The following is a 25,771-nucleotide window of genomic DNA, read 5'->3' on the forward strand; positions in this document are numbered from 1 at the left end:
GAAGAGACACCACATGAAGACCCCGCAAAAGAAGCTGTTGCTGTCCTCGATTTCCCTTGCCGTTTTGACCCTGGTCAATCAAGTGCAAGCGGCCGATCAAGCACCCGAAGCCCAGGTTTCGGCTGAATCCCAGCCGCAAGCCAAGGAAGTGCAGCAAGAAGTGCAACAAGTGGTTGTGACCGGCGTGGCCGCCTCGCGCGGCGTGCGCAAACTCGATTCCGCCTTCTCCATTACCACCGCGACCGAAGAACAACTCAAATCCGCGTCGCCAAGCAGCACCGCTGACGTGATGAAGCTGGTGCCTGGTGTGTATGCGGAAGCGACCGGCGGCCAGTCCGGCGCCAATATCGAGGTGCGCGGCTTCCCATCGGGTTCCGACTCGCCTTTCGTGTCCGTGCAAATGCAGGGCAATCCGATTTATCCGGTGCCAACCCTGTCCTTTTTCGAGGGTTCTTCCGCTTTCCGCCTGGATGACACCATCGACCACGTCGAAGTGCTGCGCGGCGGTCCGAGCACCATTTTCTCCAGCGGCCAGCCGGGCGCGACCATGAACTTCATCCTGAAGAAAGGTTCCGACACCCCGGAAGGTTCGATCCGCTTCACCACCGGCACCGGTGAACTGCGCCGGGTCGACATGTTCTACGGCGGCAAGATCTCCGACGGCTGGTACGGCACCATCGGCGGCTTCTACCGCAACACCAATGGCGTGCGCGACGCCGGCTTCCYGGCCGACAAAGGCGGCCAGATCACCGCCACCCTTACCCGCAAGCTGGACCAGGGCGAACTGACCCTGTATGCGCGCCGTACCGACGACAAGAACGCCTTCTACACGGGCGTGCCGCTGATCTCCAGCAACGAAGGCCACACCATCAGCGAATTCCCCGGCTTCGATCCGCTCAAGGGCACCCTGATGAGCAACGAGATGCGCCGCTTCACCGTGGAAGCTGCGCCGGGCAAGACCCTGAACTTCGACCTGGGCGATGGCCGCGGCCTGAAGTCCACCGTGTTCGGCGCCGAGTTCGACCAGAACCTGCAGGGCTGGAATGTATCCAACAAGTTCAACTACTTCGACGGCGATCTGAATACCGTGGCCATGTTCACGGGTAATAATCCGCTGAAGATGTCCGATTACAACGCCGCCGCGCTGAAGGCCAATGGCGGCACCGTCGCTACCGCAACCTACCTGGACGGCACGCCAGTGTCGGGCGACCAGCAAGTGGTGCAGGCTGGCCTGTGGGCGGTGCAGAAGAAACTGCAATCGTTCACCGACGAAATCCGCGTCAGCAAGGAATGGATCAAGGACAACACCGTCACCATCGGTGGCTACTTCGCGAACTACTCGTCGGACGATGTGTGGTATCTGGGTAACAGCCACCTGATGACCGCCGTGCCGAACGCGCGCCTGATCAACGTCACTTTAAACAACGGCGTGATCGTGTCGAAGAACGGTACCGACGGCAATGTCTTCTACGCGCCGGTGGCGAGCTATGACGGCAGCAATACCGCCTTCTACATCGCCAACGAATGGAAGGTGAACGACCGCATCAAGATCGATGGCGGCGTGCGCCGCGAGCGCCAGAAACTGGATGCCACCATTTCCAACCTGACCAGCGCCGACACGGACAACAACCCGCTGACCGTGTACAACAACAATACCTCGATGCCGAACGGCTCGAACACGGCGCTGACCCGCACCGACACCGCCAACTCCTTCACCATCGGCGGCAATTACAAGCTGGCGCAGGACATGAGCGTGTTTGTGCGCGCCAACCAGGGCCACACCTTCGTCGCGTTTGACGATCTGCGCAACACCGGCACCCAGGCTAAAGTCGACGACCGCGGCATCCTGCCGACGCCGAAGATCAAGCAGTATGAAGTGGGCTTCAAGACCGCCAATCCGCTGTACAGCGCCTACATCAACTACTTCCACACCGATTTCGAAGGTATCGCCTTCCAGCAGATTCTGGCGAATGGCCAGATCCTGAATTCGATCTCCGGTTCCAAGGGTGATGGTGTGGAATTCGAACTGGCCGTGCGTCCGATCCGCGACCTGACCCTGACCCTGACCGGCGACTGGCAGGATTCGAAGTACAAGGACAATCCTGACACCGACGGCAAACGCGTGCAGCGCCAGCCGAAGTACCAGTTCCGCTTCACGCCGACCTATCGCATCCCGTTTGGCGACGGCAATGCTGTGAAGCTGTACGGTACCTACACCTACATCGGCTCGCGCTGGGCTGACCAGGCCAACCTGCAGTATCTGCCGTCCTACAAGACGGTGGACGCGGGCGCCCTGTTCACCATTGGCGAAAAGATCGAACTGCGCCTGTCCGGCACCAACCTGTCGAACGAACTGGGCCTGACTGAAGGTAACTCGCGCCTGACCACCGGCGGCACCGGCCCGATCAATGCACGTCCGCTGTTTGGCCGTACCTGGGAAGCGTCTCTGATGTACCGCTTCTAAAAGTTTCTGTTCCCTTGTAGTTCCCCTCGGGGCAGCACGGAATCCAAGGCCGGGCTGCCCCTTTTTTTGGGCGAWTGCCTTTTCGATAAAGATGGCCTAACCTGAGATTGGTGCCCGAAAGGGTCCTTTTGAGGTGAAATCGTGGCCGTTTCCCTGACTTCCCTGAACTCATTGCAGTCCGCCGTGGCCGTTGCCGAGCGCAAGGTCCAGGAAAGCCGCGCCCAGGTGGCACGCGATGAGGACCGGCTGGACGCCAGCCGCGCCGAACTCGACACGGAAAACCAAACCCTGTCCCGCACCCAGCGCGACAGCGCCCAGGCTCAGGCGGCGGCGACGCCAACCCTGCCCACTCCGCGCCTCGACAGCGCAATCGAAATTCAGGTCCCGCCCAGCCTGCAAGCCAAGACGCCCACCGTCAACACGCTGGGCCAGACCATCGGCAAGTTTATTGACGAAGTAGCCTAAGGCGCGCTTTTCAGGGCGAGCAAGGCACGCGTGGCTGGCGGGAAGCCAGCAGCTGCGGCTCGCTCAAACAGGCGCTGGGCCTTTTCCTTGTCTCGCTCGACGCCGCGGCCGTCGGCGTAACATTGGCCCAGCTGGTACTGGGCATAGCGGTTCTGCTTTTCCGCCGCCTGCTCCAGCAGGGGGATCGCTTCCGCCACGCCAGCATCGTCGCGCATCAGGATCGCCGCATACATTGCCTGCCCGGCAGGCGAGCCTTGCGCGGCGGACTTGCGCAGCCACTCGCGGGCTTCGGCGGGGTCCCGGCCTTGCATTTGCAGGAACTGGCCCAGCGCAAGCTGCGCCTCGGCTGAATTCTTTTCCGCTGCGCGGCGCAGCCAAGCCTCGGCACCAGCGAGATCCGGCCCATCCTTGCTCATGGTCAGCTGATAGGCCAGCGCCAATTGGGCACGCACATGGCCTTGCTCTGCCGCCAGGCGCAGTAATTCGACGGCTTTGACAGGGTCTTTCGGTTCCGACGCCAGTAACACACCGGCAGCCTTGAACTGCGCTTCGGCATCGCCCTGCTCCGCCTCGGCCAGCACTCGTGCGCGCCTTGCCGCTTGTTGTTCGGGTGATAGTGCGCCTTCCAGCGTCCAGACATACTGCATCTTCATCCATTCCGGCTGGGTGCGGCCGACCTGGGATGGCGGGGTGAACTTGCACTTTTCAAGGCCGTCGCGTGCCGCATAATCGAGCAGCGGATGGCCGCTGGAGGTCACGACTTTCGACTCCAGCACCGTGCCGTCCAAACCAATYAGGAAAGCCAGCGTGACCCGGCCCGTCTCTTCGCGGCGCAGCGATTCCTGCGGCCACACCGGCTTGGGGCAGCTGTTGAGATCAACCGTGATCGCCTTGGTCCGGACCGGATCGGCGACGCGGCCTTCGTCCGCCCAGGCAGAGGTGCAGAGAAGGGCTACCAGCAGAAGTTTGGTGTGCATGAATTATCAAAAAGGTAATTATGCACGCCATTGTAGCGGCCTACTCGTGCGTGCGCCACCATTGCGTGGTGCCAGTTGGCGCGGCGATATCGAGCGCTTCACCGATGGCGGGCGTCGCCAGTTCCTGCTTGCGCTCGGCGGCCAGCTCGCTGATGCGCTCGAAAGGGTCGTGCCAGCTGTGCATCGCGAGGTCGAAAGTGCCGTTGTGGATGGGCATCAGGACTTTGCCGCGCAGGTCGATGTGGGCCTGCATGGTTTCTTCGGGCTGCATGTGCACGTCCGGCCACATCGGGTCGTAGGCGCCGGTTTCCATCAGTGTCAGGTCGAAGGGACCGTACTGGTCGCCGATTTCCTTGAAGCCCTTAAAGTAGCCTGAGTCGCCGCTGAAGAAGATGCGCTGTTCGCCGCTCTGGATCACCCAGGAGCACCAAAGCGTCTCGTTCCCGTCGAACGGCGTGCGGCCGGAGAAGTGCTGGGCCGGAGTGGACGTCAGGGTGACGCTGCCGGCCTTGGTGGTTTGCCACCAGTCCAGCTGGCGCACTTTTTCGGCGGGGATGCCCCACTTAACAAGCGTATCGCCCACGCCCAGCGGAGTGATGAAGAACTCGGTCTTGGCCGCCAGCTTGCGCACGGCCGCGTAATCGAGGTGGTCGTAGTGGTTGTGCGACAGGATCACGCCCTTGATCGGCGGCAATTCGTCGATGCCGATGGGCGGCTGATGGAAGCGTGCCGGACCAGCCCACTGCACGGGCGAGGCGCGCTCCGAAAACACCGGATCGGTCAGCCACAGTTCGCCGTTCAGCTTGAGCAACACTGTGGAATGGCCAAGGCGGTACAGCGTATTGTCAGGCGCAGCAGCCAATTCAACGCTAGTGAGCGCTCGCACTCCGATCTCGTAGCGAGGCACCGTATCGTCCGGTTTGTCGAATAACACCTTCCACATGATTTTCAAGGTCTGGCTAACGCCCATCTTGCGCATGGCTGCGGCATTGCGGAATTTGCCACCCCGGCGCAGGGATGGCGTAGTAATTGCGGGACGCTTCAGGGTCAGGCTGGACATGGAACACTCCGTGTGTGGAAAGTACACTACACAGTGTAGTTTCTATTTTTTGAAAAGTAAACTCCCCGGTGTAAAATTCACTCATGAACGAAAAACTGACCGACCGCAAACGCGCTGCCATCATCGAGGCCGCGCTGGGGGAATTTCGCGCCAACGGCTTCGAAGCCACCAGCATGGACCGCATCGCGGCGGCGGCCTGCGTATCCAAGCGCACCGTCTACAACCACTTCCCTTCCAAGGACGAGCTGTTCGAGCAGATCCTGCTGGAGCTGTGGAACTGCAGTGCGGCGCTGAATGCGATCGGTTATCAGTCCAGCCAGCCGCTGCGCGCGCAGCTTCTGGAGCTGATGCGCCAGAAAATGATGCTGCTGCGTGATCCCTACTTCCTGGATCTGGCCAGGGTGGCGATTGCCGAAGCGGTCCACAGCCCGCAACGGGCGCTGGACATGGTGGCCAAGCTGGGCTCAAAAGAAGAAGGCGTGGCGGTCTTCGTGCGTGCAGCCCAGGCGGACGGCAAGCTGAAAGCGGGCGATCCCGCCTTTATCGCCATGACCCTGCAGGGTCTGCTGAAAAGTTTTGCCTTCTGGCCGCAGGTGGCCATGGGCCAGCCGCCGCTGGCGGAAGACCAGCAGGAGGCGATCATYACGACCGCCGTCGATATGTTCCTCGKCTACTTCGCCGTTTAAGCGAAGCGCACGGCGTAAGCCGGCGGCAGCGTGGTGGAGATGGTCTGCCAGTGTTCGCCGCCATCATCCGACAGCCAGCAGCCACCCGTGGTGGACGCCATCAGCAGCGTCTTGCCATCCTCGGCCACCGCCAGACCGTGGCGATACACCAGGTCGTAGCAATGCTCCTGCGGCAGTCCGCTGCGCTGCGTATCGAAGGACGCCCCGCCATCGCTGGTGCGGTTGACCGCCAGCGCGGCATCAATCGGCACGCGCTGCTGGTCCGCCACGCCCGGCGCGAACCACGCCTTGCTGCCGTCCTGCGGATGCACGGCCACTGCAAAGCCGAAACTCGATAGCGGCGCCTGCGCTTCCACCCAGGTCTGCGCATTGTCGGTCGAGTACCAGATGCCGCAGTGATGCTGGCACCAGAGCTTATCGGGATCGCCGGCGCTGCGCACGATGCGGTGCGGGTCCTGCGCGGGACCATCATCCTGCATCTCGGGCGGCATATAGCGCGCAGCCATGCCCTTGGTACGCAGCTGCCAAGTTGCGCCGCCATCCTGCGTCAGCCACGCGCCGCCGCAGGACACGCCCACCAGCACCGATTGGCTGTCGCGCGGATCGACGCAGATGCTGTGAATGCCCGGTACGTCATAACCGCCGCCAAACCAGTTCGGGCGCGACTCCTGGTTCCACAACGACTCCACCAGCTGCCAGCTTTCGCCGCGGTCATTGGAGCGGAACAGGCCACCGGGCAAGGTACCGGCCCACAGCACGCCCGGCTGGTCGACGCCGCCCGCCTCCAGGGACCAGATCTGTTTCAGCGACCACGCCGTCTTGTCCTCGCTGTCCGCCGGCTTTTCGGGATACACCGGCACCGCGATTTCCTTCCATTCGGTGACGCCCTTATCGCGGCGATGCAGCTTGGCGCCGAAGTGGCCGAGATTCAGCGCCGCGTACAGCGCGCCGTCGCGCGCATCGTGCAGCACCATGCTGACCGGTTCACCGAGGAAGTGGATGCCGCCGATGGCCCATTCGCCATTGCGCTTTTCCAGTTCGAACAAGCCCTTGCGGGTCGCCACGTATGCACGGTCTGCCATGTCAGCCTCCTGAAAGTGCCTGCAATATGTAGATCTTGGAATCGGGTTGCAGCGGGTCGTCCAGTTTCTCGCGGTCGCGCGTGCGTTTGCCGTCAATGAAGATGACGACGTTCTCGCGCAAATGGCCCTGGTCGTCCAGCACATAGGCGCCCAGGCGTGCATTGTCCGCAAAGGCGCCATCCAGGGCCGCACGCAAATCCACTGCCTGCGTGCTCAAGGTGGGCACGGGCAGGAAGCGAGCCAGCTGCTGGGTGAAGATGATCTGCGCCATGCGCCAGATTCTAGCGCTAAAATGAAGCCAGGCGAACTATGGGAGCCGCGCATGCCGATTACCCAGCAAGATCTCGAAGTGTTGATGCACGAAGTGGAGCAGGAAGACCCGATCGATTTCGCCGACCTCCCCTTCAAGGAGGATGAATTACGCAGCCTGGTGGCGAGCCACCTGTGCGAAATGGCCGACGCGATGGACAGCTTCAGCGAAGAAGACCGCCGCATGACCTTGTTGGCGGTAGCGGCCAAGCTGGTGCTGGAGAATATGGTGCTGCACATCCAGCTGCTGCGCCGCCACGGCCTGCCGCTGAACGAGCAGACCGAGGCGCTGCTGATGCGCCTGCGCAAAGGCAAAGAAGAATGATCAGCGCTTCCCGAAGACTTTCAATGCATCGCTCATGGTGCCGCGGTTGAAGGTCCAGGTGGCGACCATGTAGACCACCGCACCGGCCGCGATCTCCGTCACCAGCATTGTCAGGTGGACGGCCTTGCCGTCCATGGCGCGGCGCAGCGCCTCCACGGCCACATACATCGTGGCGCCGCAAGCGACCGCAGGCGCTATACGCATGGCCACGGTGCCCATTGTCAGTTCGACCGCCGACAGCATGCGGTGGGCGTTGATCAACAGCGTAATCGGATAAGCGATCAGCCATGCCATCGCCACACCCATAATGCCCCACTGACAGCCGATGTAGAAGGCCGGTGGCATGATGATGCAGTTGACGATGCCGTTGTAAAAGCCGATTTCCGGACGGCCGATGGCGTTCGTCACCGTCGGCAGGAAGCCGACCATGGTACGGAACGGCATCATCAGCGTCAGTGCGCGCAGCGGGAAGACGGCGTCCTGCCAATTCTCGCCCAGCAGCACTAGTACGATTTCATTGGCGGTGGCGGACATGCCCCAGGAAACGGGGAAGGCGATCAAACTCAGAAGGCTGAACAGCTTGAGCAGCTGCTGGCGGATCAGTTCACGCTGGTCCTGGAAGCGCGCCAGTGCCGGGAAGGCGACCTGGTTCAGGATGGCCGTCACGCGCTGCACCGGCAGCGACGCCAGGTGCATGGCCACCGAGTACGCACCCAGCACCTTGCCGCCGAGGACGCGGCCGATAATCATCACGTCCACCTGCACATAGAACATCCACAGGCAGCGCGACAGCATCATCATGCCGCCGAAAGCCAGCAGCGGCCGCATGCCGTCGAATTTGAAGATCGGCAGATGCGGAAAAGGTTCGGCAATATTCAGTGCCACCGTGCGCCACACAACGCCGGCCAGATTACCCAGCACCAGCGACCATACGCCAGAACCTGTCAGCGCCAGCACCAGAGTGGTCACGCTGGCCAGGATGGCGGCACTCAGCTCAACCAGCGAGCGCTTCTTGTATTCCAGCTTGCGCTCCATCTGCACTTCCGAAATCATGCCCAGCGGGACCAGCAGGAATTGCAGCGACATCACGTACAGCACAGGACCCAGCTTCGGTTCCGAGTAGAACGAGGTCAGGAAAGGCGTGGCTGCGCACTGCATCAGGCACAGGCTGACGTTGATGAGGGTGAAGAAACCCATTGCCTGGCGCAGCTGCCGCGTGCTGATTTCCTGCGCCTGCACCAGCGCCTGCCCCAGTCCCAGTTCGGCCAGCATGCCGAGAAGAGAGGCTGCAGCCGTCGCCATCGCCATCAGGCCGTAATCCGCCGGCGACAGCAAGCGCATGACGATAATGGTGATGGCCCAGGTCAGGATCTGGCCACCGAATTTAGCACCTGCCGTCCATTTCAGGCCCGTCAGGACTTGCGCATTCAAACTCATTCAATCAATCCTTGTTTATACTCGCGCCGCATCCTGCGTCAGATTGCGTGCCAGACGCAGCACGAAGCGCACCGGGTTGCGGTCCCATGGCGTGAAGCGCGGCAGCTGGAACAGGTCCGGCCCCTTGCGCGCTGCGCCCCAGGCGGTGGACACGGCGGCCTCGAAGCCGAGGCTGYGCACCATGTCCACATGTTCGGCAAGATAGTCTTCGCCCGGCTTGCCGTTCGGGTAGGCGAACAGCGATACCGGTGCACCCAGCATGGCTTCCAGCGCCTGCTTGCCTTCTGCGATTTCGCGCTGCGCCTGTTCCGGCGGCAGCTTGGCCAGGATGGGGTGATTCACCGTGTGGGCGCCAATGCCCATGCCTGCCGCCTGCAGCTTGTGCAGCTGGGCGGTGGTCATCATCAGATCGTCGGGCAGCGGTGTGCCTGCCAGTTCGGCCAGGCGATTCACCTGCTGCAGGCGTTCTTCCATCGGCAGATATTTCAACTGGCCGATCAGGGCCGGAATAGCACGGCGGCGGTCGGCAATCGTGTACAGCGGATGACTTCCTAGTCCCAGCGACGTCGCATCGAGCACGCCGTCCGGCGCAAGGCGCACGGTCTCGATCACGCTGTCGTTCCACATGCGGCCGCCGTTCAGAAAACCGGTGGCGACAAAGAAGGTGGCGTGCAGGCCATGCTGCTGCAGCACAGGCAAGGCCACTTCCGCGTTGTCGGCATAGCCGTCGTCAAAGGTGATGCAGGCGGCACGGCGCGGCAGCTTGCCGGCGCGGGTCAGCTTGATCGCCTCTTGCAGTGGCAACACGTTGAAGCGCGATTTCAGCAGCGCCAGTTGCGCGCTGAATTCTGCACGATCCACTTCATCGGGGAACAGCGGGTCCTTCTGCGGCAGCACGCGGTGATAGATCAGGATGGACAGGCCACGCGATCCACCAGGCGACAGCACGCCAAGCAAGCCCTTTTCCAGCAAAGGCACGCCGCCCTCAGATCGCTTCACGGGCGTCTCCCTGCAGTTCTTTTTCCCGGTCGCGTTCAATGCGCGCCGCTTCGGCTGCTTCGGTCCTGCGTTCGTTCAGCTGCTTCGCCACCAGTTCGCGGATGGCGACCATGGCCATCATCAGGTAATACGGAACATCGAAGTAGGCCAGGCTTAAGAATGCTCCGCCCACCATGAAGCCGATAATACTTACTTGAATCATCCGTGCCAGCCTTGTCGCCCAGTCCAGCGAAGGAACGTGCGCCGCATGCCGGATCACCCAAGTGCCACATCGCCAAGTGTAGAAATACAGCAGCAGATAAATGAGCAAGCCCACGTAGCCATGCTCGCCCAGAACCTGGAAGTAGATACTGTGCGCCGCATGGACATCTTCCGGAATCGGCGCGTATTTCTGGAACACCTGCGGATCGTAGATCTCGAATCCGCCGCCCGTCAGCGGACGTTCCGCCGCCAGATTCATGGCCATCTGCCAGGCATTGATACGGCCCATCGCCGAGCTGTCCTGCTCATAAGTGTTGATGGTATCGATACGGCTGTGCCACTGCTCCGGCATGAAAACCAGCACAAGCGGAGCGGCCACCACGATAATCGCACCCAGTACCGCCTTGTTGCTGCTCTTCATCCAGAGGAACAGCACCATCGCCGCCATGGCGATCGCCGCCCCGCGCGAATAGGAGGCCAGCGAAGCCAGTGCGCACAGGCCGATCGAAGCCCACATGCCGCGGCGGCCCCATTTGTTCGGGATGGATGGAATGAAGTACATCATCAGCGGCACAATCATGATCAGCGCCAGGGCGATCTCGTTGTTACCGTCGATGAAGGTGCCGGATGGCCCCCACACGCGGTACTGGCCACCGTTACGAATAGTGAACAGGCCGCCCTTCACGCCGTAATAGCCGATTGAGAACACAATCGTCCCGATCATCCACTCGATGTGCTGGCGCGTGCGCACCAGCATCATGACGACCAGGGTCATGCCCATGATCTTCAGCACCTTGATCAGCTGCGGCCCAATCTGTTCCACATTGATTGCAAAGGCTGAACTGACACACATCCACAATATGAAGGCCATCAGCGCCGCAACCACGGGCGACATCGGCATCCTGATCTCTTTGGGCTTGGCCACCATGGCCAGCACGGTCACGCCGGCGATAATCGCGGCAAACGGAAATTCGCGTGCAAAGCCCCAACCCTGCGAGTGCGGATTCATCACACTGATCCAGACCCACATCACCATGCCGAACCATGGCTTCTTGAAGATGTAGGGTATCGATGCGAACACCAGCACGGTGACGAGTATGTCCCTCATGTTCCTGTTTTCCCCGTTTCTACCTTGCTGACGACATAGCGGAATTTGCCCGACTTTTCGGGCGCAATGGCTTCCACCTGCTCCACTTCCACATTCACTGCCGCGCCCAGGCGCGCGCGGAAACCGGCGACGATTTTACCGCGCAGCGCTTCATCCAGCGGCGATTCCAGCACCACCTGCACGCGCGTCAGGTCCAGGCTTTCCTGCACAATCTTGAAGGCCTTCACCTGCGGCAGGTCGCGCAGGATATAGACCAGCGCCAGGCCGTGCATCACCGTGCCATCCCGTGCGACCAGGAAGTCGGTGCTGCGGCCTTGAATCTCTTTCAGCAGCGGCAGGCCGCGCCCGCATTTGCATGGTTCGGTCCCCAGCACGCCCACATCGCCGGTGCGATAGCGGATGAAGGGGAAATCGCCCGTGGCCAAGTGAGTGACGACGATCTCTCCCGCCTGGCCCGGCGCAACCGGCTGGCCCTGCGCATCGAGCGTTTCGACAATGATATCTTCCGCCGTGATATGCATGCTGCCGTCCGGGCACTGGTGGGCGATGAAGCCGGCATCGCGTCCGCCATAGCCGTTGGCCACCGGGCAGCCGAATACGGACTCGATCTGCTGCCGCTGTTCCTCATACAGGCGCTCGGAGGTGACGAAGGCGACTTTGATGCCCAGATCGTCCATACGCTGACCGCGCGCCTTGGCGTGTCGCGCGATGTGCGACAGCGCTGAGGGATAGCCGAACAGCATGCGCGGCTTCTGCTCGCGAATGCGGGCAATAAAGCCATCCAGCTTCGCTTCCGACATTTCGAAGGCCGGCAGCAGGCGGGTGCGCAGCAGCTTGTCGCGGACTATGCGCACGCGGTCCTGGGCRCCCAGTTCGATGGGCGAGCCCCAGACCACGATTTCCGGATCGCCGATGTCCACGCCCCACCAGCGGGTGGCGCGCCATTTTGCCGCCACGTCGTGACTCACGCGCTCTTTGCCAATGTAGAAGATCAGCGGCTCGCCGCTGGAACCACCCGTGTTGAAGCGGGACAGGCCAACAGCGTCTTCCGCTTTCAGACAGTCGCTGTGCTGGCGAATAGTCGCCTTATCAGTCAATGGCAAGCGGCGCAGGCCGTCCAGCGAATGCAGATCGCGCGAGGGATCGAAACCCAGTTGCGCGAACAGATCGCGGTAATACGGCACCTTGCTTTGCACGCGCAGCAGCAGGCGGCGCAAGCGCTGCAGCTGCAGATCGTGCAGCCGGGTGGCTGGCCACCACTGGGACTCTTCCATCTGCTTGCGCGCGGCGACCGTGCTGTGCTGCTTCAGGCGCTCGTGCAGCGGGAAGATCAGATTCGAAACAAGGGCGGTGTACATCATGGCTGGCTCACTGCGTTGGCAGCGCGCGGGGCAAGCACGCTTTGGTAGACGCCCAGCAGGCGCGGGCGCACATTCGCCCAGATAAATTGCTGCACATGGCGCTGACCCGCTTCGCGCAGGCTTGCCGCCAGTGTAGGTTCGGCGGCAAGGCGCAGGATGGCATCCGCCATCGCTTGCGGCGACGCCGGCGGCACCAGCAACGCGGTATGGCCGTCCTCCACCAGATAAGGTACTCCACCAACATTGGTGCTGATCACGGGTACGCCGCAGGCCAGTGCCTCCAGCACGGAGTTCGGCATATTGTCGACCAGGCTGCAGTTCAGCATGGCGTCGGCATTACGATACAGGGTGGCCATGCCGTGGTTATCGACACGGCCCGTAAACGTGACGGCATCCTCCAGTTCCAGCTCCGCGGTCAGCGCTTCCAGCTCCGCGCGCAGCGGCCCGGAACCGGCAATCACCAGCGTAGCATGCGGATGCGTCTTGCGCACGATGGCCAGTGCGCGCAGTGCGCAGGCATTGTCGTAGATCGCTTCCAGATTACGCGCGACCAGCAGGCGCAGTGCCTGTGGCGGGGCTGGTTCCTGCGCCGCGCTGAAGCGCTCCAGGTTGATGATGTTGGGGACGATCTGCGCAGCGAAGCCGTACTTGCCGAACACGTGCTCCAGGAAGCCGGACGGCACGATCAGTGCATTGGCGCGCGACAGCGTGGCGCGCACGGCGCCTTGAGAGCGCGAGAGGAAGGTATCGGCCTCGCCGCCCCGGTAATTGACCACCACTGGCGTCCCGCGCAGCCGCGCAATGACGATTGCCGGTGCCGAAAACAGATGCCACGACCAGCCGGAGTTGGCCATGACATGAAAGACCTGCACGCGCCCGGCGGCACGCCACAGCGATGCCAGGTAAGGCACGAGACGGAATACGGCACGCACGCCCTTGAGTTTCTCGGCCCAGGCCGGACGATAAGGTGCATTGACCTGGATGGTTTCCACCTCCAGGCCTTCGCTGCGCAGCAGGGATGCAAGCTGCAAGGTCTGATTGGCCATGCCGCCCGAGGGCGGCGGCAGCGGACCTACCAGGCCAATGCGCAAGGCGACTTGTGCCGCCTGCGTCATGACACGCCCGCGATGGCTGGCGAAACGATGCCGCCGTACACGCGCCGATAGCGCGCCACGCTGGCGGCCCAGCTGCGCTCCGCTTCGACAAAGTGGCGGCCGCGCTGGCGGAATTCCGCCCATTGCTGCGGCGCGTCCAGCAGCGCCAGCACTTTTTCCGCCAGGGCTTGTGGATCGCCCGCCTTGAACAGCACGCCGGTGCGGCCGTCTTCGATCAATTCCTTATGGCCACCGACGTCGGACGCCACCATCAGGCGGCCCTGCGCCATGGCTTCCAGCGGCTTGAGCGGCGTCACCAGATCGGTCAGCCGCATCTTGTGGCGCGGGTAGCACAGCACATCGACCAGGTTGTAATAGCGCTGCACTTCGCTATGCGGCACGCGGCCGGTGAAAATCACCTGGTCCGTAACACCAAGGTCTTTCGCCTGCTGGCGCAAGGCCGCGTCTTGCGGACCGCCACCGACCAGCAGCACGCGGATCTCCGGGCGCTTGGCCAGCATGGAAGGCAGTGCATTGAGCAGAATATCCAGCCCTTCGTATGCGTAGAAGGAGCCGATAAAGCCCAGCACTGTCTTGCCTTCCAGGCCAAGCTGCTGCGCCAGCGCTTCGTCGCGCACGCCGTCGGTGCTGAAATCGCCGATATCGACGGCATTCGGAATCACTTCGATCTTTTGCGATGGGATGCCGCGGCTGATGATTTCGGCGCGCAGCCCTTCGCAGATCGTTGTGGCGGCATTGACGCGTTTCAGCGCCCAGGTTTCCATGCCGCGCGTGAGGCGGTAACGCAGCCCCCACTCTTTGCTGGTGCCGTGGTCCACGGCCGCGTCTTCCCAGAAGGCGCGGATCTCGTACACAACGGGAATGCCCAGCTTGCGGCCGACGCGCAGGGCCGCCACAGCGTTCAGTGCGGGCGAGTGAGCGTGGATCACATCCGGCTTCACTTCCTTCGCCACTTCCATCAGGCGCGTGGCCAGTGCGTCAATGACTGCCAGCTGGTTCAGCACCGGCAATTTGGACAGCGCACCGCGGGCAGGTGGCGTGCGGTAGAAAGCCAGACCATCCACCTCTTCGCGTGCCGCCTTGACATCGCCCTGCTTCGGGCTGGTGATGTGATAGGTTTCCCAGCCCAGCGCGCGCTGCGCCTGCAGGATGGAACGCGTGCGGAAGGTATAGCCGCTGTGCAGCGGAATCGAATGGTCCAGCACATGCAGGATACGGATACTCATGCCTGCATCTCTTTTCTCAGGAATGCTTCAAACATCAGCAGTGTCCAGATCGGCGCGCTGTAATCGCGGCGGCCGGACTGGTGCTGTTCCACCATCTCCTGCAGGAAGGCCTGGTTGAAGATGCCGGTCGACGCTAGGTTAGGACCCAGCAGCGATTCCTTCACGCGTCCACGCAGCGGACCGCGGAACCACGCCGCCAGCGGCACGGCAAAACCCTGCTTCTTGCGGTACAGGATATCGTTCGGCAGATACTGCTCCATGCTCTTCTTGAAGATGTACTTGCCTTCACCGCCCTTCAGCTTCATCTCGGGCGGCAGGCCCGAAATCCACTCGACCAGCTTGTGGTCCWGCAGCGGCACGCGCACTTCCAGCGCATGCGCCATGCTGGCGCGGTCCACCTTGGTCAGGATGTCGCCCGGCAGATAGGTCTTCATGTCCAGATACTGGATCATCGACAGCGGATCGTCGGTCGGCGATTTGTCCGCATGGCCACGCATCACGTCGATGGCGCGGTAGCCTTGCAGCTTGCTGCGGAAGCTGTCCGAGAACAGCTGCTTGCGCATGGCGTCGGTCATGATGGATACACCATGGAAGTAGCCTTCCACCAGATCGCGCGACAGCGCTTCAAACGTGGTCTTGGCGCGGAACACGCGCGGCGCCCAGTCGGCCTTCGGATACAGGCGGCCCAGAGTGCCGAACACCGGCTTGCGCAGGCCGGTCGGAATGCGGCCACGAACACTCTCTTCCGCCATTGCATAGCGGTAGCGGCGGTAGCCCGCCAGATTCTCGTCGCCGCCGTCTCCGGACAAAGCAACGGTAACGCGCTTGCGCGCCAGCTGGCACACGCGGTAGGTCGGAATCGCCGAGCTGTCGGCATATGGTTCGTCGTACAGGCCGGCCAGCGTATCGAGCAGGGCGTAATCGTCGGTGTCGACCGTTTCCACGAAGTGATCGGTCTTGTACTGCTCCGCCACTTGCTGCGCATAGGCCGATTCGTCGTAAGCCTTGTCGTTGAAGGCGATCGAGCAAGTGTGCACGGGACCGTCGGAAAGGCCGGCCATCATCGCCACCACAGCCGACGAGTCGACCCCGCCGGACAGGAAGGCGCCCAGCGGCACTTCAGCGACCAGGCGAATCTTCACCGCTTCGCGCAGGCGCTCCACCAGTTCGCCGCGCGCATCGCTTTCGGTCATCGCGTGATGCGGCTTGAACGGCACATCCCAGAACTGCGTCGGTTCCGCCAGCGGCGCGCCCACTTTCTGGGTCAGGCGGAAGCCCGGCGACAGCTTCAGTGCGCCCTTGTAAATCGTCTTCGGCTCCGGCACATAGCCGTAAGCGAAATAGTCTTCCACAGCGCGCGGATCGATTTCGTGCGACAGCGAAGGATGCATGCGTAGCGCTTTCAGCTCGGAGCTGAAGCCGAACCAGCCGTCCGGCGTCATTGCGTAATACAGTGGCTTCACGCCGAGACGGTCGCGCGCCAGGAACATCACCTGCTGGTTGCGGTCCCACAGGCCGATGGCGAACATGCCTCTGAAATGGTCGACGCAATCTTCGCCCCATTGCTCCCAGGCGTGTACGATTACTTCGGTGTCGCTCTTGGTCTTGAAGGTGTGGCCGAGCTCCTTCAGCTCCGCGGTCAGTTCGCGGTAGTTGTAGATCTCACCGTTGTAGCAGACCATCACGCTGCCGTCTTCATTGCCCAGCGGCTGCTGGCCCATGGCGATGTCGATCACCGACAGGCGGCGGTGGCCGAAGCCCACGCCCGGCTCGATGTAGATGTCGCCTTCGTCCGGACCGCGATGGTGCTGCGTGTCGTTCATGCGGCGCAGCAGCGCCTCGTCAATCGCACGCCCGCCGCGCGCGTCCAGGATGCCTACTATTCCGCACATGATGGAATTGCCCTTCTAGTCTTGATCTTGCGTTCGCACAGGGTGTCGTACATGCCCTGATAGGCAGCCACCATGGCCGCCATGCTGTACTTGCGATGCACCCGTTCGCGTCCTGCCTGTCCATGCGCCTGCGCCAATGCCGGCGCGGTCACGTATTGTTCCAGCGCTGCGGCCATCGCAGCGGGATTCGATGGCGGCACCAGGATACCGGTCACGCCATCGTCGATTACTTCGGGAATGCCGCCTACGCGCGTGCCTACCACCGGCAGGCTGCTTGCCATGGCTTCCAGCGCAGACCCGGGCGTGCCCTCGGCGATCGAGGACATCGCGAAAACATCAAAGCTGCGCAGGATGTCCGGCACGTCCGTGCGCGCTCCCGGCAGCCACACCACATCGGCKACGCCTGCATCGGCGGCCCTTGCGCGCATCTTCTCCAGCAGCGGCCCGTCGCCGACGATCGCCAGGCGCAGACGTGGGCGCAGCGCCGGTTGGCGCTCGCGCAGCTGGATGAAAGCGTCGAGCAAGGTGGCGTGGTCTTTCACATCCTGGATGCGGCCCACGGCGCCAATCACGATATCGTCCGTACCGAAGAAGGGACGCGCTTCGCCCTGCGTGCGCGGACGGAAGCGCTCCGCATCGATGCCGTTGCCCAGCATGCGGCTCTTGTGTTCAGGGACGCCGATCACTTCGCGGTTCCACACTTCCATCGCCGCCGAATTGGCGTAGCAGACGTCGTAGAACGGCAGCATCAAACGGCGCAGCATATTGTGCTTGCGGTTGGTGCCGTGCGGGTCATTGTGATCGCGGCCATGGGCGCCGTTGACGCGCACCGGCACGCCCGCCAATAACGCGGCCGGCGCGTATTCGATGGCGGACAGGTTATAGCTGTGCAGCACGGCCGGCTGCAGCTGGCGCAGCAGGCGCCACAGCTTTGCATGCGTATGCAAGGACAGGCCTGCCTGCTTATCGAGCGCGTGTACCTCCACCCCCGGCTTGGCAATCTTCTTGGCGAACTCCGGATTGAAGCCCGTCAGGCACACCACCGCATGCCGATAGTGCTCGGCAGGCATGCGGTTGATGCGCTCCACCATGAGCGTTTCCAGCCCGCCGAAATCGAGGCGGTAGATCAGGTGGACGATGAGCGGGATGTCATTCATGGCGGCGTGGCTGCTTCAATGCCTCTTGTTGCTGGCAAGCGCGGCATCCAGCGGAGTGAGGTTGCTATTCAGAAACTCCCGCATCGCGGCACGCGCATTGTCGGGTTTTTCGTCGTATTGTGAGAATACCATCACTACTGCGCCATCGCCGCTACCCGCGAGTAACTTTTGTTTCATTTGTAGCAATTTGCCAACGTAGTTGCTGCTGGTCATTTTTCCGCCGATCCAGTACCAGTGCCACACCAGCATGCGGCGGCCGCCCACCCCGCCGGACAGCACGGTTTCGCTCACTTCAACGGTCTGGCCGGCGATGGTTTCCGTGCGTCGGGCGCTGGAGGATTCGTGCAGGCCGTCGTGATCCCAGCCGAGGCGGTTGCTCGAGCTGATCAGTTTGGCGCCATCCACCTGGTCGCGGTAATAACGTACTTCAATGCCCACCGGGCTGCTGCTCGTTGCGTGGAAGCTGCGCAGCTGGCCACTGGCCTGCGGGTAATCCGGCTCCCAGCTGGTGAACGCTTCCGCCGCCGGCGCGGCAGGATGGAATTGCACCAGTTGAACCGCCGGCGCGGCGCCGTTGTCTTCCACATAGTGCGCATAGGCCGGCCAGACGCCGGCTGCCGCCAGCAATGCCAGGGCGGCGGCGGCAATCCTCGGCACCGGCACAGCTGCCATAGCGACAGGCGCAGGCGCCGCGCTGGCGCGCGCAGGTTCTTCGCGGTCCTCGCGCCAGAAGCTGCCGATCCAGAACAGCAGCAGCATCACCAGACCGAAGAACACCCAGCCATAAATCAGATGGTCGACGCCCACCGCCAGCTTCATCCCGCTCAGGTGGCCAATCATCACGATCATGTAAGCGCGCATGCCGTTGGCCAGTACCGGCACCACGCAGGCTGCCAGCACAAACAGGCCCTGGCGCCAGCGGCTGCGGTACGTCAGGTGGGCGTACAGAAAGCCCAGCGTAATCGAAGAAATCAGGTAGCGCAGGCCGCTGCACGCTTCCACCACGGACCAGTTCCCGGACGGGATGCTGAAGCTGTTCCCTTCGCGCAGCACGGGAATGCCGGTCATGCGCAGCGCATCGATGGTGAAGTTGGCAGTGACTTCGATCAGCGGCGGAATCAGGCTTTCGCCGACCGGAACGCCGAACAGAATGAAGAGCAGCGGGAAGGCGGCCGCGCGCGCGATGCGGGTGCCTAGCAAGGTCAGTACCGTCAGCGGCATCATGGCGGCGAAAGCGTACTGCTTCACGATCTGCACTTCGACCAAATCTGCCAGCAGCCAGGCCACGCCGCAGCCGGCCACCAGGATCAGGCCGGGCCAGAAAGGTTTGACGGGCAGCGTCTCCAGCACATCTCGCTGACGCCAGATCAGCCACAAACTGATTGGCAGGATCACATAGCCGTGCGCGAAGGTGCCGGAGCGCTCCCAGATCGCCACGATGGAGGCGGCGGTGCTCCAGTAAATCAGGATGGGCAGCAGCATGACTGCCGCCACCAGCAAGGCATTGCGCATGCCGTTCGGTGCGGCGGCTTTTCCCTGTGTGCCCGGCGAGGCGGCAGCGTCTTGCGCAACAGCGGCTGGGCGTTCGGTCTGGAGGATGTTCATGCCTGGGTCCATGCAGTGGAGGCGGCGTGCGGCGCCGCACCGGTGGCCACGCCGGCAGTACCGGGCGGCGTATCAATGAGAGTGTCCAGCGGCGCCAGGCGGGCATCCCAGCTATAGGACGCTTCCACCCGCGCGCGCGCGGCATTGCCAATGGCGACAAGCGATGCGGCGGAGCCGGACAGCGCGGTAGTGATGGCGGCGATCGTTTGTGGCGCATCCGCCGCCAGCAGCAGCTCGCGGCCGGGATGCGCGTCAATGCCTTCCAGGGCCTGCGGCGTGACCACCACGGTCTTCGCCATGGACATCGCTTCCAGCACCTTGTTCTGAATGCCGCGTGCAATGCGCAGCGGCGCGACCGAGAGCGCCGCATGCTGCACATAAGGCCGCACATCAGGCACCGTGCCGGTGACGTGTACGCCCGGCAGACCCGCCAGCGCCAGCACTTCCGGCGCAGGACGCGCCCCAACGATATAGAAACTCACGCCGCTCAATGCGGGCAGCACTTCCTTGGCGAACCACTGCACCGCATCCACATTGGGCCAGTAATCCATGGCGCCGCAGAACACCAGCGCGCGTTCATCGGGCGCGTAGGGATTCGCATGCGCAGCCGGCGCGAAATAGCTGGTGTCGACGCCATTGCTGAACCAGCCGATGCGCGCACTGCTTTCCGGCGCCAGGCGGCGGAACAGGTCCGCTTCCGGCGCCGAGACCAGCAGCGACGCATCCGTGGTGGCGGCAATGTGGCGCTCGTAACGCAGCAGGCGGTCCGCTTCGTAGCGGTACAGCATGCTGGCCGGCCAGGCTTTCTTGGCGGCGTACTGCGCCCATTTGTCCGAATCGACATCGCAGAAATCCACGATGCGGCGCGCCTGTGCGTACGGCTCGGCATACTGCGCCATCGGCGAGGAGAACACCACGATACGGCGGATATTCTTTTCGCGCATCGTCGCGTCGACCCATTGCCGCAAACCGGCATCGCGGTAGTAATCCAGCGACAGCGAGCGGTTGCCGAGTAAGGCGCCCAGGCTGCGCACGCGCGCGGCGCGCGGATTCAGCGCGGCGAAGTGGCTGGAGGCGCACACCGCCTGCACGGTCGGCACATGCTGCCAGTCGTCAGCATCATCCACGAAGGTCGCCAGATGCACGCGATAGCGCCTGGCAAGATGCTTGAGCAAATGCCAGGAACGTATCTTGTCCCCCTTGTTCGGCGGATAGGGGATACGGTGCACCAGCAACAGCAGGTCGTCCACGATTTACCCCAGGTCTTTGACGATGTGCGGCCCGAGCATATTTGCCAGCGGCAGCGGCATCTTTTGCCACAGCTTGATGAAGAGCTGATACTTCGGGTTCAGCGGGTTCACATCCGGCAGCTCGCTCGATGCGAACAGCTGGTAGCCATAGGGCAGCGGCTGCGCCGTGAAGCCCCAGTTCTTCTTGAAATCGAAAGCCCCTGTGCCTTTCTTGCTGCGGCCGAAGTCGAACAGGCGATAGCCCTTCGCAGCCGACGCCTGCATCAGGTTCCAGTACATGAAGTCATTGCCCGCCACGTCGCGCGCGATCGGCATGCCGCCGCCGTAGTAAGGCAGCACCTCATCGCGGAAGAAGAAGCTCAGCACACCGGCCACCAGCTTCTCGTCCTGCATGATCACGCGCACTTCGCAGTCGTCGCCGAATTCTTTCTTCAGCAGGGCGAAATATTTTTTCGAGAATACCGGCGTGCCCAGGCGATGCACGCTGTTCGAATAGGCCGTGAAGAAGCGCTCGACGTTATCGTCCACTTCGCCGCGCAGTTCGAACTTGATGCCCTTGCGGACCATCGCGCGCTGCTTGCGCGGGATGGCGTTCATGTTTTCTTCGTCGTCCGCGCTGATGGCCTTGCGGAAGGTGTAGTACAGATCCTTGCCCAGCCACTTCGGATCACCTTCGTTGGCTGCCGCGTAGTTGTGGTATTCCAGATGGCCCACGCCCAGCGACGCGGCCAGTTCTTCGGCGGCCGCATCCAGCAGCTTGCGCGCGGCTTCCGTCTCGGCTGCCACGCCGCCATACACGCAGAATGGCAGCGAGATTAGGGAGTGGCCGAACATGCGGCTCTTGATTTGCGCCAGCGGCAGCACGCCTGTGATTTCGCCGTTTTCTTCAACATAGAAGAACCAGGTCTTGTGGCCAAAGGCTTGTTCGATCACGCGCTGCCAGCCGGCGCGGTGGAAGAAGGTGGCGCACGGCGCTTTCTGCACGAAAGCGTCCCAGCGTGCGCACTCCTCGGCGCCACTGCCCAGCAGCTGCACCAGCGGCGCGGGCGTATGCAGCAACGGCGCCGGCGACGGCGCAGCCGACGTGGCGGCAGCATTGGCCAGCACGGTCGCGGCCTCGGCTTCCGCCCGGGCCCGCGCTGCGCGGCGTTCGGCCGCGGCTTCGATGATCGAGGTCATGATTGCCCCAGGAAGATCCGGTCCATGCGGTCCCACGCGAAGTCGCGCGTCAGGGACCTGATTCGTGCGTCCATCTTGTCCAGATTGACGTAATGGCGGAAACGCGTCTTGAGGCCGATGCCCTCAGGACGTGGCTGGCCCGGGTCCAACTCCCACGGATGGAAGTAGAAGATCGCAGGCTGGCCGTCTTCGCGGTTCACGCGGCGCATCATGCGGCGCGACAGGGAGTACGGCAGCAGGCGGAAGTAACCGCCGCCACCGGCAGGCAGATTGCGCTGGCCGATGCGCACGGTGGTGATCGGCACTTCCAGCAAGCCCTGCTCTCCGTTCGGGTGGAAAGCAAAGCGCGGCGCGTCCGGCATGCCGTAGTGGTCATGCTGGATCGGATAAATCGAGGAGCTGTAACGGTAGCCCGCTTCCTGCAGCACATCCAGCGCCCACAGATTGCCGGGACCGATGGAGAAGCTCGGCGCACGGTAACCCAGCACGCGCTCGCCGCCCAGGTCTTCCAGGATGCCTTTGCTGCGCGCCACATCGTCCATGAATTCTTCGCGCGACTGGTCCGACGCGCGCAGGTGGCCGTAGCCATGGCTGGCCAGTTCGTGGCCGCCGGCGACAATGCGCTTGATCATTTGCGGATAGCGCTCGGCGATCCAGCCCAGGGTAAAGAAGGTGCCTTTGGCGCCGCCCGTTTCCAGAATGCCGAGGATGCGCTCGATGTTCGCTTCGACGCGGCATTCGCGTGCAGGCCAGCTGTCGCGCGGAATGTGGGGTGCAAAGGCGGAGACCTGGAAGTAGTCTTCCACGTCGATCGTCATCGCATTGCGGACGGGCGCGTTCATGTCGGCTTACTCCCGGGCCTTCAGCCAGTCCAGCACAATGGCGGCAATGCGCTCCGCAGCGCGGCCATCCCAGTAATGCGGCACGCGGCCGGCTTTGCCGCCGCCGGACATCAGCTCATCATACGCTGCCATGATGTGGGCCGGGTCGTTGCCGGCGATGGTATTGGTGCCTTCGTCCACCGTGATGGGGCGCTCGGTGTTGTTGCGCAGCGTGATGCACGGCGTGCCCAGCGCAGTCGTCTCTTCCTGGATGCCGCCGGAGTCAGTCAGCACCACGCGTGCATCCTTCAYCAGGCCCAGCATCTCCAGATAGCCCATCGGCGGCAGCAGCAGCACGTCCGGACGGTCCAGCAGCTGCGACAGGCCGAACTTCTCGATGGTGGCCTTGGTGCGCGGGTGCACCGGGAAGATCACCGGCGTGCGCTCGCTGATGGCGGCAGCCGTTTCCAGCAGGCCGCGCAGAATTGCAGGGTCGTCCACATTGGATGGACGGTGCAGGGTCAGCACCGCGTAGCCGTTCTTGTGGCTGTCCAGGAAACCAGGACGGCCCGCATCGGCGGCGATCTTGTCGACCGGGATGGCGCGCGCCAGATTGGCACGCAAGGTATCGATCATCACGTTGCCGACGAAGTGGATGCGCTCTTTCGCAATGCCCTCCTTCAGCAGATTCTCTTCGCCGCTTTCCTCGGTGGTGAACAGCAGGTCGGACAGCTGGTCGGTCAGCAGGCGATTGATTTCTTCCGGCATGGCGCGGTCGAAGCTGCGCAGGCCCGCTTCCACGTGGATCACCGGCACGGTCTTCTTCGCTGCCACCAGGGCGCAGGCGATGGTGGAGTTGACGTCGCCCACCACCAGCACGGCGGCCGGCTGCACCTCATCGACGGCCGGTTCGAAGCGCTTCATCACTTCGGCGGTCTGCTGGGCGTGGCTGGCCGAGCCGACTTCGAGGTTGATGTCCGGGCTCGGTATGCCCAGCGCGTCGAAATACTGCTGGTTCATGGCCACGTCGTAATGCTGGCCAGTGTGCACCAGCTTGGCCTCGACCTGCGGGCCGAGTTTGGCGAAGGCCGCCATGATGGGGGCCATTTTCATGAAATTCGGGCGGGCGCCAACCACGCACAGGATACGGTACGGTTTCATTCGTTGTTATCGAGATTCAGGTTGGTGGCCGGCGAGCGCACGATCTTCTTCAGGATCGACAGTACCGAAACCAGGGATTTTTCAAGGCGCATCATGCGCTCGTCCAGCACCGCAGGATACTGGTTGCTGAACATTTGGTCCGGCTCGAAAGCCATCTGGTCGTTGCTCTGGGCCTGCGGTGCCGCCGGCGCAGGTTCCGCCGGCGGAGGCTGGAATTCCTGCTGGATGTCGCGGATCACGGTGTCCACATCGGTGTCCGTGAATTCGTGCATCTCTTCCAGGAAGCCCATCAGCAGCAGGCGGTCCATCAGGTGATTGGTCTTGCGCGGAATGCCGCCGGTGTACTCGTAGACCGCCGCATGCGCGGCCGGGCTGATCATCGGATCGTTCTGCCAGCCCACGGTTTTCAGACGGTGCTCGATATAGGCCTGGCTTTCCGTGCCGTCCATCGGACCGAGATGGTAGGTCGCGATGACACGCTGGCGCAGCTGCTGCATGCCGGGGCTGTGCAGGGTCGCGCGGAACTCCGGCTGGCCGAGCAGGAAGGTCTGCAACAGGGATTTGTCGTCGGTCTGGAAATTGGACAGCATGCGCAATTCTTCCACCACCTTCGGCGTCAGGTTCTGCGCTTCGTCAACCACCAGCAGCGCGCGCTTGCCCTCCTGGCCGCAGCTGCGCAGGAAGGTTTCCAGGCGTCCCAGCAGGGTGGTCTTGCTGGCCGTGTCTTCACAAGGCAGGCCAAAGCCGCCCACCACGCCGCGCAGGATGTCGTCGGAATCGAGGTGGGTGTTGACCAGGTGGCAGGTAACGATGCGGTCGGACGCAATCTGGTTGAACAGATTGCGCACCAGGGTGGTCTTGCCCGCGCCTACATCGCCGGTAATGACGATGAAGCCCTCGCCTTGCGACAGGCCATACTCCAGGTAAGCCATGGCCCGCTTGTGGCCTTTGCTGCCGAAGAAGAAATGAGGATCGGGACGAAGACGGAAGGGCTTGTCGCTCAGCCCATAGTAGCTTTCATACATGGCACTGCTGCTCCGCTTAGAATTTCATCGCGAGTCCGACCGCTACCGCGTTTTCGGTATAGGGACGGGCGTCGGTACCAAAGGACGTGCCGCGAATACGGCGCACTTCGGCGATTCCTGACAGCTTTTGCGCAAACTGGCGGGTCAGGAAAAAGCTCAGTTGGCGATTATTGTCCACCCGCCCCGTGGTCACAGACTTGATCCGGTAGGCTGTCGCCGACAGGGTAGACTGAGTACGCGGGCCGAGCTTGTAGTTCAGAGAGGCATTGATGCCCGTCTGGTCGGTGTTGTCGTTCAGGGCAGAATTCTGGCTGCCCAGCAGATTGCTATCCACGTTCACGTTCGACAGCGCCTCGCGCTGAGTGCGGAAGACATTGATCACGGCCGAGCTGTGCGCCAGTTCGATGGCGGTGGAGGCCATGAACTGCTTCTGCAGCTGGTAGCGGTTGCTGAAGTAATTGATCGCGTTGGGCAGCGAGGCCGGCAGTCCGGTCGCGGCAATATAAGCCTGGATGGCGGCCGCGCGTGCCACCGGGTCCGGCATGCTGGTGGCGAACAGGTGGTCCAGCAGCGCGGCCGTGTTCACCGCCGACGGCAGAATGAACTGCGAACGGGTATTGGTGACCGAATCGTCGTAGCTGATATTCCATACCGTGCCGCGGCTGCGATGCTGGATCGACAGCATATAGCTCGGACCATAGAAACGGTGGCCCGCGTTGGCCTGTACCGAGGTGCGCGACGAAGGTGTCCACTGAAAACCACCCGACCAGGATGCGCCCTGCGTGGCGCCGCCCAGCGCGTTGTAGTCATACTTGTCGTAGCCGCCATTGACGCTCATATTGAACTGGTCCGACATCAGATAGCGC

General features: G+C 62.7%; 23 protein-coding genes. 4 read left to right on the top strand and 19 right to left on the bottom strand.

Annotation, left to right across the window (positions count from 1 at the left end; genetic code table 11):
* The first annotated feature begins 13 nt into the window (after positions 1–13).
* Both AB4Z11_RS01010 and AB4Z11_RS01015 read left to right on the top strand, forming a co-directional pair.
* Entirely contained in the window at positions 14–2,464 is a 2,451-nt protein-coding gene (locus tag AB4Z11_RS01010) for a TonB-dependent receptor (protein ID WP_442022031.1), read from the top strand.
* A gap of 141 nt (positions 2,465–2,605) precedes the next feature.
* Positions 2,606–2,929 carry a hypothetical protein gene (locus tag AB4Z11_RS01015; protein WP_442022033.1) on the top strand — a complete coding sequence of 108 codons (324 nt, stop codon included), beginning with the start codon at positions 2,606–2,608 and terminating at the stop codon, positions 2,927–2,929.
* Here the strand turns inward: AB4Z11_RS01015 and AB4Z11_RS01020 are convergent.
* Entirely contained in the window at positions 2,926–3,906 is a 981-nt protein-coding gene (locus tag AB4Z11_RS01020) for a TonB family protein (RefSeq protein WP_442022035.1), read from the bottom strand. The genes AB4Z11_RS01015 and AB4Z11_RS01020 overlap by 4 nt on opposite strands.
* A 40-nt stretch (positions 3,907–3,946) precedes the next feature.
* Positions 3,947–4,966, bottom strand: coding sequence for an MBL fold metallo-hydrolase (locus AB4Z11_RS01025; RefSeq protein ID WP_442022037.1), 1,020 nt, complete (start codon positions 4,964–4,966; stop codon positions 3,947–3,949).
* Positions 4,967–5,049: 83 nt separating this feature from the next.
* Between AB4Z11_RS01025 and AB4Z11_RS01030 the strand changes: the two genes are divergently transcribed.
* Positions 5,050–5,652, top strand: a complete 603-nt coding sequence (locus tag AB4Z11_RS01030) for a TetR/AcrR family transcriptional regulator (protein ID WP_442022039.1) — start codon at positions 5,050–5,052, stop codon at positions 5,650–5,652.
* Here AB4Z11_RS01030 and AB4Z11_RS01035 read toward each other — a convergent pair.
* Together AB4Z11_RS01035 and AB4Z11_RS01040 are read right to left on the bottom strand one after the other, a co-directional pair.
* Positions 5,649–6,734, bottom strand: coding sequence for a WD40/YVTN/BNR-like repeat-containing protein (locus AB4Z11_RS01035; RefSeq protein ID WP_442022041.1), 1,086 nt, complete (start codon positions 6,732–6,734; stop codon positions 5,649–5,651). The two genes, AB4Z11_RS01030 and AB4Z11_RS01035, sit on opposite strands and share 4 nt — an antisense overlap.
* Before the next feature lies 1 nt (position 6,735).
* Positions 6,736–7,005 (bottom strand): MoaD/ThiS family protein, encoded by a 270-nt coding sequence (locus tag AB4Z11_RS01040; protein WP_442022043.1) that lies wholly within the window; start codon positions 7,003–7,005, stop codon positions 6,736–6,738.
* A gap of 51 nt (positions 7,006–7,056) precedes the next feature.
* Here AB4Z11_RS01040 and AB4Z11_RS01045 point away from each other — a divergent pair, with 51 nt between their 5' ends.
* Positions 7,057–7,368 (top strand): hypothetical protein, encoded by a 312-nt coding sequence (locus AB4Z11_RS01045; protein ID WP_442022073.1) that lies wholly within the window; start codon positions 7,057–7,059, stop codon positions 7,366–7,368.
* Here AB4Z11_RS01045 and AB4Z11_RS01050 read toward each other — a convergent pair whose 3' ends face one another.
* The 15 genes from AB4Z11_RS01050 to AB4Z11_RS01120 form a co-directional block, all read right to left on the bottom strand.
* Positions 7,369–8,805 (bottom strand): lipopolysaccharide biosynthesis protein, encoded by a 1,437-nt coding sequence (locus AB4Z11_RS01050; protein WP_442022045.1) that lies wholly within the window; start codon positions 8,803–8,805, stop codon positions 7,369–7,371.
* Between the two features lie 15 nt (positions 8,806–8,820).
* Positions 8,821–9,804: a polysaccharide deacetylase family protein gene (locus AB4Z11_RS01055; RefSeq protein WP_442022047.1), complete on the bottom strand. Its 984-nt coding sequence runs from the start codon at positions 9,802–9,804 to the stop codon at positions 8,821–8,823.
* Positions 9,791–11,113, bottom strand: coding sequence for a putative O-glycosylation ligase, exosortase A system-associated (locus tag AB4Z11_RS01060; protein ID WP_442022049.1), 1,323 nt, complete (start codon positions 11,111–11,113; stop codon positions 9,791–9,793). Before AB4Z11_RS01060 ends, AB4Z11_RS01055 begins: the two co-directional genes overlap by 14 nt.
* Positions 11,110–12,474, bottom strand: a complete 1,365-nt coding sequence (locus AB4Z11_RS01065; protein WP_442022051.1) for a phenylacetate--CoA ligase family protein — start codon at positions 12,472–12,474, stop codon at positions 11,110–11,112. Before AB4Z11_RS01065 ends, AB4Z11_RS01060 begins: the two co-directional genes overlap by 4 nt.
* On the bottom strand, positions 12,471–13,589 hold the full coding sequence (locus AB4Z11_RS01070) for a glycosyltransferase family 4 protein (protein WP_442022053.1): 1,119 nt from the start codon (positions 13,587–13,589) through the stop codon (positions 12,471–12,473). Before AB4Z11_RS01070 ends, AB4Z11_RS01065 begins: the two co-directional genes overlap by 4 nt.
* On the bottom strand, positions 13,586–14,809 hold the full coding sequence (locus AB4Z11_RS01075) for a TIGR04063 family PEP-CTERM/XrtA system glycosyltransferase (RefSeq protein ID WP_442022075.1): 1,224 nt from the start codon (positions 14,807–14,809) through the stop codon (positions 13,586–13,588). Before AB4Z11_RS01075 ends, AB4Z11_RS01070 begins: the two co-directional genes overlap by 4 nt.
* A gap of 2 nt (positions 14,810–14,811) precedes the next feature.
* Positions 14,812–16,707 (bottom strand): XrtA/PEP-CTERM system amidotransferase, encoded by a 1,896-nt coding sequence (locus AB4Z11_RS01080; protein WP_442022055.1) that lies wholly within the window; start codon positions 16,705–16,707, stop codon positions 14,812–14,814.
* The gene (locus tag AB4Z11_RS01085) at positions 16,695–17,864 is read right to left on the bottom strand and encodes a TIGR03088 family PEP-CTERM/XrtA system glycosyltransferase (RefSeq protein WP_442022057.1); all 1,170 of its coding nucleotides are present in this window, start codon (positions 17,862–17,864) and stop codon (positions 16,695–16,697) included. Before AB4Z11_RS01085 ends, AB4Z11_RS01080 begins: the two co-directional genes overlap by 13 nt.
* A 15-nt stretch (positions 17,865–17,879) precedes the next feature.
* A complete protein-coding gene (gene xrtA, locus AB4Z11_RS01090; RefSeq protein ID WP_442022059.1) occupies positions 17,880–19,469 on the bottom strand; it encodes an exosortase A in 1,590 nt (529 codons plus the stop codon).
* Positions 19,466–20,719: a TIGR03087 family PEP-CTERM/XrtA system glycosyltransferase gene (locus AB4Z11_RS01095; RefSeq protein ID WP_442022061.1), complete on the bottom strand. Its 1,254-nt coding sequence runs from the start codon at positions 20,717–20,719 to the stop codon at positions 19,466–19,468. Before AB4Z11_RS01095 ends, xrtA begins: the two co-directional genes overlap by 4 nt.
* Before the next feature lie 3 nt (positions 20,720–20,722).
* The gene (locus tag AB4Z11_RS01100; RefSeq protein WP_442022063.1) at positions 20,723–21,898 is read right to left on the bottom strand and encodes a FemAB family XrtA/PEP-CTERM system-associated protein; all 1,176 of its coding nucleotides are present in this window, start codon (positions 21,896–21,898) and stop codon (positions 20,723–20,725) included.
* A complete protein-coding gene (locus AB4Z11_RS01105; RefSeq protein WP_442022065.1) occupies positions 21,895–22,740 on the bottom strand; it encodes an XrtA system polysaccharide deacetylase in 846 nt (281 codons plus the stop codon). The genes AB4Z11_RS01100 and AB4Z11_RS01105 overlap by 4 nt, the downstream gene beginning before the upstream one ends.
* 6 nt (positions 22,741–22,746) lie before the next feature.
* Positions 22,747–23,880: a non-hydrolyzing UDP-N-acetylglucosamine 2-epimerase gene (gene wecB / locus AB4Z11_RS01110; protein WP_442022067.1), complete on the bottom strand. Its 1,134-nt coding sequence runs from the start codon at positions 23,878–23,880 to the stop codon at positions 22,747–22,749.
* Positions 23,877–24,905, bottom strand: coding sequence for an XrtA/PEP-CTERM system-associated ATPase (locus AB4Z11_RS01115; RefSeq protein ID WP_442022069.1), 1,029 nt, complete (start codon positions 24,903–24,905; stop codon positions 23,877–23,879). The genes wecB and AB4Z11_RS01115 overlap by 4 nt, the downstream gene beginning before the upstream one ends.
* A 16-nt stretch (positions 24,906–24,921) precedes the next feature.
* The coding region (locus AB4Z11_RS01120) for a TIGR03016 family PEP-CTERM system-associated outer membrane protein (RefSeq protein ID WP_442022071.1) at positions 24,922–25,771 on the bottom strand (850 nt) is incomplete at its 5' end.

This window comes from Pseudoduganella sp. RAF53_2, assembly GCF_052113985.1.
Taxonomy (GTDB): domain Bacteria; phylum Pseudomonadota; class Gammaproteobacteria; order Burkholderiales; family Burkholderiaceae_D; genus Rugamonas.

What these genes read in the sequence shown, in the direction of transcription:
- AB4Z11_RS01025 (WP_442022037.1), bottom strand. Translation starts at nt 4,966, where the DNA reads ATGTCCAGCCTGACCCTGAAGCGTCCCGCAATTACTACGCCATCCCTG.
- AB4Z11_RS01035 (WP_442022041.1), bottom strand. Translation starts at nt 6,734, where the DNA reads ATGGCAGACCGTGCATACGTGGCGACCCGCAAGGGCTTGTTCGAACTG.
- AB4Z11_RS01040 (WP_442022043.1), bottom strand. Translation starts at nt 7,005, where the DNA reads ATGGCGCAGATCATCTTCACCCAGCAGCTGGCTCGCTTCCTGCCCGTG.
- AB4Z11_RS01045 (WP_442022073.1), top strand. Translation starts at nt 7,057, where the DNA reads ATGCCGATTACCCAGCAAGATCTCGAAGTGTTGATGCACGAAGTGGAG.
- AB4Z11_RS01050 (WP_442022045.1), bottom strand. Translation starts at nt 8,805, where the DNA reads ATGAGTTTGAATGCGCAAGTCCTGACGGGCCTGAAATGGACGGCAGGT.
- AB4Z11_RS01060 (WP_442022049.1), bottom strand. Translation starts at nt 11,113, where the DNA reads ATGAGGGACATACTCGTCACCGTGCTGGTGTTCGCATCGATACCCTAC.
- AB4Z11_RS01070 (WP_442022053.1), bottom strand. Translation starts at nt 13,589, where the DNA reads ATGACGCAGGCGGCACAAGTCGCCTTGCGCATTGGCCTGGTAGGTCCG.
- xrtA (WP_442022059.1), bottom strand. Translation starts at nt 19,469, where the DNA reads ATGAACATCCTCCAGACCGAACGCCCAGCCGCTGTTGCGCAAGACGCT.
- AB4Z11_RS01100 (WP_442022063.1), bottom strand. Translation starts at nt 21,898, where the DNA reads ATGACCTCGATCATCGAAGCCGCGGCCGAACGCCGCGCAGCGCGGGCC.
- AB4Z11_RS01105 (WP_442022065.1), bottom strand. Translation starts at nt 22,740, where the DNA reads ATGAACGCGCCCGTCCGCAATGCGATGACGATCGACGTGGAAGACTAC.
- AB4Z11_RS01115 (WP_442022069.1), bottom strand. Translation starts at nt 24,905, where the DNA reads ATGTATGAAAGCTACTATGGGCTGAGCGACAAGCCCTTCCGTCTTCGT.